The sequence below is a fragment of the Undibacterium sp. GrIS 1.8 genome (assembly GCF_040544445.1).
In the GTDB taxonomy this organism is placed as follows: Bacteria; Pseudomonadota; Gammaproteobacteria; order Burkholderiales; family Burkholderiaceae_D; genus Undibacterium.
In genome coordinates, this window is sequence record NZ_JBEONQ010000009.1 from 61,613 (window position 1) to 73,937 (window position 12,325).

Genomic DNA, 12,325 nt, shown 5'->3' on the forward strand with positions numbered 1-12,325 from the left:
CCGGTTATTTCACGATGGCTTTGACGTATATGACGCTCACCAGCGTGACCGCTATCATGTTTAAGAATATGGGTATGGACAACGGTAAAGCGGCGGAATACGCCAGCTATCTAATATTGGCCTACACCATCAAGCCGCTATTCGCGCCGTTTGTGGAGATGTATAAAACCAAGAAGTTTTTTGTGATCTGCACCCAGATTGCGGTGGCGCTTGGTTTTTTTGGTGTGGCGATCGTGATGTCCTTGCCTAGTTATATGGCGATTTTGATGGTGTTGTTCTGGATTATTTCATTTTTGGGCGCCACGCAAGATATTGCCTCGGATGGTGTGTATGTCACCTCGCTCGACAGCAAAACCCAATCACTGTATTGCGGCATACAGGGACTAAGCTGGAATATCGGCCCCATCATCGCTTCTGGCGGCTTGGTCTACCTGAGCGGCAAATTGCATGCTGACGTGTTTCATCATGACCCAAAAGTATTCGGGCCGGAATGGGTGGATGCCTGGAGGATCATTTTCTTCATCGTTGCGGGTGTAACTATTCTGATGGCGTTCTGGCACATGCGCGTAATGCCCGACGGTGCCAAAGCCGAGAATACGCCGACCAGCGCCCGTGCTGCGCTGCATATTATGTGGGATTCGTTTGTCACGTTTTTCCAAAAGCGCGATGTCTGGCTGATGATCGCATTTGCTTTTCTGTTCCGTCTGAGTATCGGCTTTCTGGAAAAAATCGGTCCCTTCTTTATGGTCGATCCGATTGCTAAAGGCGGCTTGGGGTTATCCAATGAGCTGCTGGGGATTATTTATGGCACCTATGGATTGATCGCTGTGCTGCTGGGCTCTGTACTTGGCGGAATTTTTCTGGCACGCCGTGGCTTACAGCCTTCTTTATTTATCTTGTGCTGCGCAGTGAATATCCCTAACGTGACATTTTTGCCGATGAGCCTGTATCAGCCAAGCAGCCTGCTAGCGATTACCGCCGGTGTGGCAATTGAAAAATTCTTTTTTGGATTTGGCTCAGTCGGCTTCATGATTTATTTAATGCAGCAACTGGCCCCGGGCAAATACACCACAACGCACTACGCTTTTGGTACCGGCTTAATGGGTTTGTGCATGCTGGTGACTGGCGTTATCAGCGGTCACTTACAACAGTTGTTGGGCTACACCAGCTACTTTACGTTTGTGATGATCGCGACAATCCCCTCATTTCTGGTGTGCTGGTTTGCGCCCTTCCATCAAAAGGAAAAGACCGACTAGAACGCAGCGAATCCAGGTAATCCAGGCACTTTGTCTGACAACTCACAGAACTGCCTAGACATACTGCTTGACATCCATTTGTTCGACTGGCGATACTGCGTTGCTGCGACAAGTGCTCTAAATCTCAATTATCCATTGATATCTTCGATCACTAAAAATAAAACGGCCCAGCAATGACTGAGGCCGTTTTGTTGTCCATCACCATAAAACTAAAAAATGGAGAAATGCATGAGTCAAACAATAGAAGAAACCAACACGCCAACAAACCCGGCAAAAATGCCGAAGCAAATTCCCTACATCATCGCCAGCGAAGGCTGCGAGCGCTTCAGCTTTTATGGCATGCGCAATATTCTCACCCCATTTTTGATCACGAGTTTATTGTTGTCGATGCCAGAAGCGATGCGCAAAGATATGGCAAAAGAGGTGTTCCATACCTTTGTGATTGGCGTGTATTTTTTTCCTTTGCTGGGCGGTTGGCTGGCAGATCGGTTTTTCGGTAAGTACAACAGTGTGTTCTGGCTGAGTCTGGTGTATTGCGCTGGGCATGCTTGTCTAGCGATTTTTGACGATAACCGCAACGGCTTTTACACCGGATTGTTTTTAATCGCGCTAGGCTCAGGCGGGATTAAACCATTAGTTGCGTCGTTTGTGGGTGACCAGTTTGATCGCAGCAATAAACATCTGGCGCAAAAAGTGTTTGATGGCTTTTACTGGATTATCAATTTCGGCTCATTCTTTGCGTCGCTGCTGATGCCGATATTTCTGAAGCAGTTTGGTGCCAGCGTGGCGTTCGGCATTCCGGGTATCTTGATGTTGATTGCGACGATCATCTTCTGGTCGGCACGTAAACGCTATATACATGTTCCTCCCGTAGCGAAAAATCCTGACTCCTTTTTAAACGTAGTCCGCACTGCGTTGATGAGTGCAGCACCGGGACAAAGTCGCAATGGACTCGTCCTCGCAGCGCTGGGTGGCGTACTTGCGGTTGGTGGTTTATTGATGACACCCAATATCGGCATCGTTGCAGCATTATGTTTAGGCTTGGTACTAGTGCTGAGTTTTGGCGGGCTGGGCGCCTGGATACAACTGGATCGTGCGCGTGGCGTGCATCCAGATGAAGCCGTAGATGGTGTGCGCTCAGTATTGCGTTTGCTGGTGGTGTTTGCGCTAGTGACGCCGTTCTGGTCGCTGTTCGATCAAAAAGCCTCGACCTGGATTTTACAAGCAGATCAGATGACCAAGCCGGACTGGTTTCAATCAGCGCAGATGCAAGCCTTAAATCCTATGCTGGTGATGTTGTTAATCCCGTTTAATAATCTGATCCTTTACCCGATTTTAAAACGCATGGGTATTGAGCTGACTGCCCTACGCCGTATGGGATTAGGGATTGCTTTCTCAGGGCTTGCGTGGATCGTCGTTGGTCTGATGCAAGTGGCGATTGACGGCGGCAATCCTTTGTCGATCACCTGGCAAATCTTGCCTTATGCTTTGCTGACGTTTGGCGAAGTATTGGTGTCGGCAACTGGCTTGGAATTCGCCTACAGCCAGGCACCGCTGGCGATGAAAGGTGTGATCATGAGCTTTTGGAATTTGTCCGTTACCATCGGCAACTTATGGGTACTGTTAGCCAATTCTAGCGTCAAGAGTGAAGCAGTCACCACGCAAATCCAAAGCACAGGGATGAGTGTGACTGCGTTCCAAATGTTCTTCTTTGCAGGCTTTGCATTATTGGCAGCGCTAGCATTTGCGCTGTATGCGAAAAGCTATTTGCTAGTCAGTCATTATCGAAAAGTAGTGTGACATTGCATCTGACTTGGCCGCATGTAAGCTGAATACAAGCTCAGTACAAGCTGAATACAAGCCACATATAAGCTAGAGATAAGCTGCCTGCATATATGCTCCCTCTCTCCCGGTGGCGGGAGAGAGGGAGTTAAGTACAAGCGCTTTTTAGTTGTGGAGGAGATAGTCTGAGGTTTGTTCAAAAATCCGCTTAAATCAATATACTCCCCACCATTTTTGTAAAAATAGGCTTATTGCCCAATTAATATATGGACAATTAAATATACATAGTGGGAGTATGATTTAATTTCGAATAAAGACAAGACCAGATTCAGCGTTCAGAAATAGCGACAACCGCCTACAACCTAGGATTACAAATACGGATTTGGCCAACCCAAGTCAGCCAGAATCTCGATCTCTAAGGCTTCCATCTCTTCTGCTTCTTCGTCGGTCTCGTGGTCATAACCCTGGGCGTGTAAAACGCCATGGACGACCAGATGAACCGCGTGTTCTTCTACCGATTTTTTTTGCTGCTGTGCTTCACTCAGTAAGACATCCGTGCAAAAAATAATGTCTGCCTGCGTCACTTCGGCGTCTTCATCTTCGGTGTAAGCAAAGGTCAGTACGTTAGTCGCATAGTCTTTGCCGCGATAGTCACGATTTAAGGTCTGGCCTTCTTCTGCATCCACAAATCGTAAAGTCAATTCTGCGGGAGCAAACAGCGCCGCCTGTATCGCTTTGCGTAACAGAGGCCGCGGTAGATTTTCTTTTAAGCGAGGATCAGGATATTGAACGGATAAACTGAGTTTGTGTTTTGCTGCCATTATTTTTTACGTCCGTGCGCCGAACTCAACGGCGTCGCTTGTTTTAAGGTGCCGAGATCGGCGTTATGTGCATTGGCTGTTTCATAGGCATCGACAATTCTGCCCACCAAGGGATGACGCACCACGTCGGCACTGGTGAAGCGGGCGAAGCCGATGCCCCGGACTTCATTTAGCACCTGACATGCATCAACCAAACCGCTACGCTGACCGCGTTGTAAATCAATCTGTGTGACATCGCCGGTAACTACGGCTTTACTACCAAAGCCAATACGGGTCAAAAACATTTTCATTTGCTCTGGCGTTGTATTTTGCGCTTCATCCAGAATAATGAAAGCGTGATTTAAAGTGCGTCCACGCATATAAGCCAGCGGCGCAATTTCTATCGCCTGTTTTTCAAACATCTTTTGCGTGCGATCAAAACCAAGCAAGTCGTACAGCGCATCGTATAAAGGTCGCAGATAAGGATCAACTTTTTGTGCCAGGTCGCCCGGCAAAAAACCAAGCCGCTCGCCCGCTTCGACTGCAGGACGGGTCAAGACTATGCGTTTGACCGCATCGCGCTCCAGAGCATCTACCGCGCAAGCAACTGCTAAGTAAGTTTTGCCAGTACCGGCAGGGCCTATGCCAAATGTGATGTCGTGCTCAACAATCGCTTTGAGGTAGAGATTTTGATGTGGTGTACGTCCACGCAAATCTGCCCGGCGGGTTTTAAGGATAGGGCTTTCTGCCGCTGCATCCAGGTCAAACTCAACTTCACCATCCGCATCATCGGCAGCAACTACTGGTACAACTACTTTGACGATTTTTTTTGCTGTGCTGGCTTTCGTTGTCTTGCCCACAAGAGCGGTCGCGCCAGAATTGTTCGCCAACTTAGCCTTGGCATTATTGGTTGCCCGTTGCTCCACTAAAGCTAATTGCACTTCATCGATGGAGATGATTTTTTTTGCTTTGGTATAAAAATGCTCAAGGATGTCCAGCGCATTTTGCGCATTGTGACCACTAACGACAAACTTATCACCACGCCGGAAAATACTGACATCCAAAGCGGCCGAAATCTGCCGCATGTTTTCATCCAAAGGCCCGCACAAATGCGCCAATCGGGTGTTGTCCATCGGCTGCGGCATGAAGTGCAAAACGGGAACAGGCATTTTTGGTTTCATCAATAAATTGTTAGTACGGTTCTGATGTCAGGTTAATCGAGTGTTTACGATATCTGTGTCAGCTCAATTGACTTCCAGCATCTCGGTCATTAATTCGCCGCGCAAGGAGTAGTTGTACGATTCTGTAATCCGGGTATTCACCAATTGGCCTATCAGGCTTGCTGGCCCGGCAAAGTTGACTACACGATTGTTCTCAGAACGGCCTTGCAGTTCATTCGGGTCTTTAACCGATGGCCCTTCGACCAGAATACGCTGCACTGTACCTATCATTGCATTACTATATTTTTTGGTATTGCTGTCGATCACCGCTTGCAGGTGTTGCAGGCGTTTTAGCTTGAGTTCATGCGGTGTGTCGTCGGCCAGACTGGCCGCCGGCGTACCTGGGCGTTTGCTGAAAATAAAGCTAAAGCTGTTATCGAAACCGATGTCGTCAATCAACTTCATCAAGGCATCAAAATCCTCTTGCGTCTCGCCGGGGAAGCCAACGATAAAATCAGACGAGACTGAAATATCAGGACGCACCGCGCGCAGGCGGCGCAGGACAGACTTGTATTCAATCGCTGTATAGCCACGTTTCATCGCGGACAAGATACGATCCGAGCCATGCTGTGCCGGCAAGAAAACATGATTCGCAATTTTAGGAATCTTGGCAAACGCATCGATCAGGCGCTGGTTAAATTCTTTAGGATGGCTGGTGACAAAACGAATACGTTCAATCTGCGGGAACTCGGCAATATATTCCAGCAACAGCGCAAAGTCGGCGATTTCGCCATCGTCCATTTTGCCGCGATACGCATTGACGTTTTGGCCCAGCAGCGAAATCTCTTTGACGCCCTGCTCTGCCAGCCCGGCAACTTCTGCCAGAACATCATTAAACGGACGCGAGACTTCTTCACCACGCGTGTAAGGTACAACGCAATAACTGCAATACTTGCTGCAACCTTCCATGATCGACACAAATGCAGTCGCGCCTTCTACTTTGGCAGGCGGCAAATGATCGAATTTTTCAATTTCAGGAAAACTAATATCGACTTGCGAACGTCCGCTGGTACGACGATCATTCAGCAATTGTGGCAAACGATGTAAAGTTTGCGGACCAAACACCACGTCAACATAAGGCGCACGCTTGATAATCGCTGCACCTTCTTGCGAGGCGACGCAGCCACCGACACCGATAATCAGATCAGGCTTGTTACGCTTAAGTTCACGCAAACGACCCAGATCAGAAAACACTTTTTCAGAGGCTTTTTCACGCACGCTGCACGTGTTGAGCAGAATGACATCAGCATCTTCTGCTTTATCAGTTTTGATCATACCTTCGGAGGCATGGAGCACATCGTTCATCTTATCCGAGTCATACTCGTTCATCTGACAACCGAAGGTTTTAATAAATACTTTTTTTGGCATGACGGTTTGATTCTTCTTAATATTACTTATTTAGTTTTGTTTTAGTTTTGCTTTGGGGAGCTTCTAAAAACCTCTTAATCGAGATGCAGCGCTAGGCGCAAAACATAGCAATACGTCGGTATTGCGAGGCTTTGCAACAACGCGATGCGCTCGGGTAAGAGGTTTTTAGAAATCCCATTAGTTTTGCTTTAGTTGTTTGCTTATATCCACATTCGCTTCTTGCACAGTCAAAATCCAGATACGCTCTATCTCACCATACTCATTCGCAAGATAATTAATCTTTAAGGTGGCGTTCGGCAAAGTAGCGGGCAATACCAGCAAACCTAGTTCGTTAAAAATACGGGTAGAAGGCCGGGTAACCTGAACCTTGCCATCAATCACAATGTCAGGGTAGGCAGAGGCAGTTAATACACCACGCTTGGTACCAGTAGGAAAAGTGCGCGGATCGGCATGCGCCACACTCAAAACCAAGCTTAAACTACCCAATAACATCATTGCGCAACAACGTCGCAGCAGGGAAAATACAGGCATTCTCAACATAGGATTAGCTCTTCCAAAATAGACAAACAAATCAACAACTTATGCAAATTCTGCAAGGTCGTTTGCAGGGTCTTTTGAGGGCGCAAGTTTAACACATGCGGGCTGAACCGCTTGTTACGCTGACGTCTGGGTGACTTATTTGGCATAATGCCCAAAATAAATCTGGAAACACGATGCATACTCGCTCCCCCCGCGCCGCTAAGCGCGAATTTGATACTCCCCACTTTCGTCAGGCTTTGTCGCAGTTTGCGACTGGCGTGACGGTGATTACGACTCGTCTGGCAGACGGGACTTTTTTAGGCCTGACTGCCAGCTCCTTCAATTCAGTTTCGCTCGATCCGCCGCTAGTGTTGTGGAGTCTGGCAAATACCTCAAGTAGTATGGATGCCTTTAGCGGCAATTCTCACTATGTTGTGAATATTTTGTCATCCGAACAGGCCAGGCTGGCGGAACAATTTGCCAGTCGCAAAAAAGACCGGTTCGACGGCGTTGAGTATCGTTTGTCGCGCACCGGACATCCTATTTTAGTTGGTGCATCCGCTTGGTTTGAGTGTCATAATCGCAGCCGCTATCCAGAAGGTGACCATGTGATTTTTGTCGGTGAAGTGGAGCATTGCGAATTTACTCCGCAAGCGCCACTAATTTATCATTCTGGTCAGTTTTTGCCGCCGCAGTCCACATTGTAGCCAGACCAACCATACCAATACTGCCAAGTAAATGATGCCTCAACTGACTGACCTGATCGGTTATATTGCCGCCAGCATGACGACAACTGCCTTTATTCCCCAAGCATGGATGACCTGGCGTCGTAAGCGGGCTGATGGAGTATCGCTAGGCATGTACATCATTCTGGTAGGCGGGATTGCGATGTGGCTGGCGTATGGTTTGATGCTGAACGCTCTGCCTATCATCATCGCCAATTTTATTACCTTGGTGTTGGCAATCTTTATTCTGGTGATGAAGCTGCTGTATAAATAATCGGCAAGGTTTCTGTGAAACCTTGGTCAAGCAAACCCATAAGCTAGCTCGTAAGCCAAATAAGCTAGGTCAGCCCCATTTATTCAATTAGCCAGCAGCGTTTGTAATACCTCACGCGAATCAAATGCTGCGCGGCGCAAACGATCATTCACGCCTTGCCAGGCAGTCTCATCCGGCAGCATTTCTACCAAAATCACATCGGCATGCGCGGCATCCAGCTCACGTAAACCAGCGTACAAATCATGTGCATACGCTGACGGATCAGCAACGATCACTTTTAATGCCTGCACGTTTTGCTGAACGTGTTCCTGGTAGCGCATGACCGCTACTTTTTTGCCGCTATCCAGCAATTGCTGAATGGTCAATTCCAACGCGTTTTCTGCGATTAAAACAACCGGCGTGTTTGGCGCATAGTGTGCATCCAAGGTACCCGACGCTCTTGGTGCGGTGATATCAGGCGCGGATGGCTGTATTCCTAGTACGCCTGCCAGTTCGGTGGCAGAGATATGCCCGGGACGCAATAACACTGGGCCGTGGGTTGCGAGTCGAGTCAAATCCAAAATCGTTGACTCAATCCCGACTTCACTCTGACCACCGTCTAACACTGCTGCGATCACGTGGTTCGCAATCTCTGCTGGAAATTCATCTTGCACATGCTGGGCTGTGGTTGGACTAACATGACCGAATTTATTTGCCGATGGCGCTGCGATGCCACCTTTGCCATTCTTAAACGCGCGTAACAACTGCTGTGCAACCGGATGCGAAGGACAACGTATTCCTATCGAATCCTGACCGCCAGACACCGCGTCGGGGATATGCGCGGCACGCTTCAAAATCAAGGTCAATGGTCCCGGCCAGAATGCGGAGATCAGCTGATGCGCCTCGACCGGAATATCTTTAGCCCAGTAGTGAATGTCCGCGTCTGGCGCCAGATGTACGATCACGGGATGATTAGCAGGACGACCTTTGGCGGCATAAATGGCTGCCACGGCGGAGGGATTTTCTGCGTCGGCACCAAGGCCGTATACGGTCTCGGTCGGGAAGGCGACCAGTTGCCCAGACTCCAGCTGCCGGGCGGCTGTTTCTATTGTGGTGATCATTGCTGTTAGTGTTGCTGACATCGCTGAATTAGTCTCGCTATTCATCGTAATTTGATCTTAAACTCGTCTGACATTAGTTAGCAATGCCAAGAATGTCGCAAGCAAGTGCCAGCGTCGCTTGTGCGTCCGCCAACTTGGGTGCAACAAAGGTGACGTGCCCCATTTTACGTGCGCGTCGCGCTTCAGATTTGCCATATAAATGCAAATGCGTACCCGGCAAGGCGAGTAGTTTGTCCCAGGCGGGTTCGCGTGGATTGACAGCATCACCTTCAAACCAGACGTCGCCTAAAATATTTAACATCACCGCTGGCGAATGCTGACGTACATTACCTAAGGGCAATTGCGCCAATGCCCTCACCTGCTGTTCAAACTGACTGGTGACGCAGGCATTGATGGTGTAGTGACCGCTATTATGGGGGCGTGGTGCCATTTCATTGACGACCAGAGAGCCATCTTGCAGCACAAAAAATTCTATGCACAAGACGCCGACATACGCTAGCTGGGCGATGATATCCAATGCCGCTTTTTGCGCAATTTGCGCTACGCCATCCGTCACATTTGGACTTGGGACAGTGGTGGTGAACAAGATTCCATCGCGATGGACATTCTCTGCAATCGGATACACCACGGCTTGCCCATCAACACCGCGCGCGACCAACACGGATACTTCATATGCGAGCGGCAGCATTTTTTCTAATACGCAGAGTTGGCCGTTCATACCGGCGACGGCTTGCGCCAACTCATCCCGGTTACGCACTCTGACCTGACCTTTGCCGTCGTAACCCATGCGTACGGTTTTTAAAATACCGGGTAATAAATCCTCGCTGATTAGAGCAACATCGTCCTGATTCTCGATACGTGCATGCGGTGCCGGAAATACGCCCGTGTGCATGGCACAGCGGGTGAAAAAATCTTTCTCTTGCAAACGATCTTGTGCAACCGAAACACAAGCGCCAGACGGAGCAACGAAACCGTCTTGCGCCAGCATCGTCAAACTATTGGCAGGGACGTTTTCAAACTCAGTCGTGACTGCACCGGTCAGCTTGCGTAATGCGGCTAGACCGGCGGGGTCGTCATACGCAGCCTGGATATGATGCTCGGCGACCTGACCCGCTGGACAACCCGCTTCTGGCTCCAATACGGCGACCTGATAGCCCATGGTTTGTGCGGCATGCGCAAACATGCGCCCGAGTTGCCCACCACCTAAAATGCCAAGACAGCTTTGCTCGGTGTTCGGTAACAGGGGATGGCGCGGAGTTGTTTGGGTATCGATAGTCATGATGTTAGGCAAATATAAAACGTAATCTAAAACGGAATTTGAATGTCAAAACAGGATTAAAGGTGCGCACAAGCAGCACACAAAGAGTACACAAACTCGCACTACGGCGTAGCAACAAAGCGATGATCAACCACATCACGACATCCGATAATTTGGCGAGAAACCATGCAAAGCATCATATACTCCCCACCAAATTTACAAAATATGGCTGACTGTCCAGTGATTCTCTAGACAATTAAAAATACACTATGGGAGTATTATTTAAAGGCAAAAAAAGCTTGCTGGCTTCATCGTCCGCGCAATAGTAAAATTCAGCATCTGGTCTGATCTTTTTGCATCTGTACCTCGCTGGATTCCAGCCTGCAATGGAATGACGAATCCTTTAATTTCGCATTATGAATTGAATATTACTTCGCTGTGATTTAGCCTCGGGCGCATCAAATATAAACTTATACCAACCCACACCAACCCACACCAACTCATACAAACACATACAAACACACTAAGCAGGCAACACCATGTCACGTGCTACTTGTGTTTGCTTCAGGCGAAAATCCAACAGCTTTTGTGCTAAATCTCCATCGGTTGTCGCCAACATAGCAATCGCTGCCAGTGCGGCGTTAGCAGCACCCGCTTCACCAATGGCAAACGTCGCTACCGGAATCCCTTTTGGCATTTGCACAATCGACAGCAAAGAATCTTCACCGCGCAGATATTTTGATGGCACAGGCACACCCAACACTGGGACGATAGTTTTTGCAGCGATCATGCCAGGCAAATGTGCCGCACCACCAGCACCGGCGATGATGGCGCGCAGCCCGCGTGCTCTGGCAGTTTCTGCATAGGCAAACATCTCATCCGGCATGCGATGCGCAGAGACGACCTGCGCTTCATAAGGGATGCCAAACTCTTTCAGAACAGCGACGGCATGTTGCATCACATCCCAATCGGAGGAAGAGCCCATGACGATACCGATGATCGGAGATATCGACAATGATTGCGATGTTGACTCGTTACTTGATTGATTCATGATTAGGCCTTCAACGTTTCGCCAGTCAGACGTTCCAGTGCCTCACGATACTTTGCGGCAGTCTTAGCAATGACGGCTTCTGGCAGGGCTGGTGCTGGCGCTGTCTTTTTCCAACTCGTAATCGTTTCCAGATAGTCGCGCACAAATTGCTTGTCAAATGACGGTGGTGATATACCAGTCGCGTACGAATCTGCTGGCCAGAAACGGGACGAATCTGCGGTCAAAACCTCATCCATCAAATGCAACACGCCGCCGTCGTCCAGACCAAATTCAAACTTGGTATCCGCAATGATGATGCCACGAGAAGCAGCATATTCTGCGGCCTCGGTGTACAACTGAATACTGATGTCGCGGATTTTTGCGGCGAGTTCTTTACCGATCAGCTCTTCTGTTTTGGCGTAGCTGATGTTCTCATCATGCTCACCCATTTCTGCTTTTGCCGCTGGGGTAAAAATTGGTGCAGGCAATTTTGCTGCCTGTGGCAAACCTGCTGGAAGTGTGATGCCGCAGATCGCACCGGTATCCTGATAATCTTTCCAGCCAGAACCGATAATGTAGCCGCGCACAACCGCTTCTACCATGATGGGTTTCAGGCGTTTTGCCACGACCGCACGACCACGCACTTGCTCCACTTCTTCAGCAGCGACAACGCTTTCCGGCGCAATACCAGTCAGATGATTTGGCACGATATGTCCGAGTTTTTCAAACCAGAAATTGGCCATCTGATTGAGTACGCGACCTTTCTCAGGAATCGGTTCATTCATGATCACATCAAACGCGGACAAACGATCGCTAGTGACGATCAGGAGTTTGTCGTCGCCGACAGCGTAGTTGTCACGGACTTTCCCGCGGCCTAGCAGCGGTAAGGAATGCAGAGTGGAATTGATTTGCGTCGTCATAATATTTACTTTTTAAAAGTACGCAGGGCGCACTGTGCGCCCCGTCTTTTTCAAATTAATTTACTGATTTGCT

Annotated in this window: 12 protein-coding genes; 4 read left to right on the forward strand and 8 right to left on the reverse strand. The window is 48.9% G+C overall.

Annotated features, from left to right (window positions below; all coding sequences use genetic code 11):
• Positions 1-14 precede the first annotated feature (14 nt).
• Both AAKU64_RS06100 and AAKU64_RS06105 read left to right on the forward strand, forming a co-directional pair.
• Complete coding sequence (locus tag AAKU64_RS06100) at positions 15-1,256, forward strand: MFS transporter (RefSeq protein ID WP_354361880.1); 1,242 nt, start codon at positions 15-17, stop codon at positions 1,254-1,256.
• Between the two features lie 228 nt (positions 1,257-1,484).
• Complete coding sequence (locus tag AAKU64_RS06105) at positions 1,485-3,056, forward strand: POT-type proton-dependent oligopeptide transporter (protein WP_354361824.1); 1,572 nt, start codon at positions 1,485-1,487, stop codon at positions 3,054-3,056.
• A gap of 350 nt (positions 3,057-3,406) precedes the next feature.
• Here AAKU64_RS06105 and ybeY read toward each other — a convergent pair whose 3' ends face one another.
• The 4 genes from ybeY to AAKU64_RS06125 form a co-directional block, all read right to left on the reverse strand.
• Positions 3,407-3,859 carry an rRNA maturation RNase YbeY gene (ybeY, locus tag AAKU64_RS06110; protein WP_322120012.1) on the reverse strand — a complete coding sequence of 151 codons (453 nt, stop codon included), beginning with the start codon at positions 3,857-3,859 and terminating at the stop codon, positions 3,407-3,409.
• Entirely contained in the window at positions 3,859-5,019 is a 1,161-nt protein-coding gene (locus AAKU64_RS06115) for a PhoH family protein (RefSeq protein ID WP_354361825.1), read from the reverse strand. The genes ybeY and AAKU64_RS06115 overlap by 1 nt, the downstream gene beginning before the upstream one ends.
• Before the next feature lie 63 nt (positions 5,020-5,082).
• Entirely contained in the window at positions 5,083-6,426 is a 1,344-nt protein-coding gene (gene miaB, locus AAKU64_RS06120; protein WP_354328750.1) for a tRNA (N6-isopentenyl adenosine(37)-C2)-methylthiotransferase MiaB, read from the reverse strand.
• A 177-nt stretch (positions 6,427-6,603) separates the two neighbouring features.
• Entirely contained in the window at positions 6,604-6,966 is a 363-nt protein-coding gene (locus AAKU64_RS06125; RefSeq protein ID WP_354361827.1) for a hypothetical protein, read from the reverse strand.
• 173 nt (positions 6,967-7,139) lie between these two features.
• On the opposite strand from AAKU64_RS06125, the gene AAKU64_RS06130 reads away from it, so the two are divergent.
• Positions 7,140-7,652 carry a flavin reductase family protein gene (locus AAKU64_RS06130; RefSeq protein ID WP_354328751.1) on the forward strand — a complete coding sequence of 171 codons (513 nt, stop codon included), beginning with the start codon at positions 7,140-7,142 and terminating at the stop codon, positions 7,650-7,652.
• Between the two features lie 34 nt (positions 7,653-7,686).
• A complete protein-coding gene (locus tag AAKU64_RS06135) occupies positions 7,687-7,944 on the forward strand; it encodes a SemiSWEET transporter (protein WP_322120019.1) in 258 nt (85 codons plus the stop codon).
• Positions 7,945-8,027: 83 nt separating this feature from the next.
• Here the strand turns inward: AAKU64_RS06135 and AAKU64_RS06140 are convergent, their stop codons facing one another.
• The 4 genes from AAKU64_RS06140 to AAKU64_RS06155 form a co-directional block, all read right to left on the reverse strand.
• Positions 8,028-9,089, reverse strand: a complete 1,062-nt coding sequence (locus tag AAKU64_RS06140) for an L-threonylcarbamoyladenylate synthase (RefSeq protein WP_354361829.1) — start codon at positions 9,087-9,089, stop codon at positions 8,028-8,030.
• 28 nt (positions 9,090-9,117) lie between these two features.
• Positions 9,118-10,323, reverse strand: coding sequence for a 5-(carboxyamino)imidazole ribonucleotide synthase (locus AAKU64_RS06145; RefSeq protein ID WP_354361831.1), 1,206 nt, complete (start codon positions 10,321-10,323; stop codon positions 9,118-9,120).
• A 502-nt stretch (positions 10,324-10,825) separates the two neighbouring features.
• Positions 10,826-11,353: a 5-(carboxyamino)imidazole ribonucleotide mutase gene (purE, locus tag AAKU64_RS06150; protein ID WP_354361833.1), complete on the reverse strand. Its 528-nt coding sequence runs from the start codon at positions 11,351-11,353 to the stop codon at positions 10,826-10,828.
• Positions 11,354-11,355: 2 nt separating this feature from the next.
• Positions 11,356-12,252 (reverse strand): phosphoribosylaminoimidazolesuccinocarboxamide synthase, encoded by an 897-nt coding sequence (locus AAKU64_RS06155; RefSeq protein WP_354361835.1) that lies wholly within the window; start codon positions 12,250-12,252, stop codon positions 11,356-11,358.
• Positions 12,253-12,325 lie beyond the last annotated feature (73 nt).

Excerpts from the sequence above, each read along its gene's own strand:
- AAKU64_RS06135 (WP_322120019.1), top strand. The coding sequence starts at position 7,687 with ATGCCTCAACTGACTGACCTGATCGGTTATATTGCCGCCAGCATGACG.
- AAKU64_RS06100 (WP_354361880.1), top strand. The coding sequence starts at position 15 with ATGGCTTTGACGTATATGACGCTCACCAGCGTGACCGCTATCATGTTT.
- AAKU64_RS06105 (WP_354361824.1), top strand. The coding sequence starts at position 1,485 with ATGAGTCAAACAATAGAAGAAACCAACACGCCAACAAACCCGGCAAAA.
- AAKU64_RS06130 (WP_354328751.1), top strand. The coding sequence starts at position 7,140 with ATGCATACTCGCTCCCCCCGCGCCGCTAAGCGCGAATTTGATACTCCC.
- AAKU64_RS06125 (WP_354361827.1), bottom strand. The coding sequence starts at position 6,966 with ATGTTGAGAATGCCTGTATTTTCCCTGCTGCGACGTTGTTGCGCAATG.
- miaB (WP_354328750.1), bottom strand. The coding sequence starts at position 6,426 with ATGCCAAAAAAAGTATTTATTAAAACCTTCGGTTGTCAGATGAACGAG.
- ybeY (WP_322120012.1), bottom strand. The coding sequence starts at position 3,859 with ATGGCAGCAAAACACAAACTCAGTTTATCCGTTCAATATCCTGATCCT.
- AAKU64_RS06140 (WP_354361829.1), bottom strand. The coding sequence starts at position 9,089 with ATGAATAGCGAGACTAATTCAGCGATGTCAGCAACACTAACAGCAATG.
- purE (WP_354361833.1), bottom strand. The coding sequence starts at position 11,353 with ATGAATCAATCAAGTAACGAGTCAACATCGCAATCATTGTCGATATCT.
- AAKU64_RS06115 (WP_354361825.1), bottom strand. The coding sequence starts at position 5,019 with ATGAAACCAAAAATGCCTGTTCCCGTTTTGCACTTCATGCCGCAGCCG.
- AAKU64_RS06145 (WP_354361831.1), bottom strand. The coding sequence starts at position 10,323 with ATGACTATCGATACCCAAACAACTCCGCGCCATCCCCTGTTACCGAAC.
- AAKU64_RS06155 (WP_354361835.1), bottom strand. The coding sequence starts at position 12,252 with ATGACGACGCAAATCAATTCCACTCTGCATTCCTTACCGCTGCTAGGC.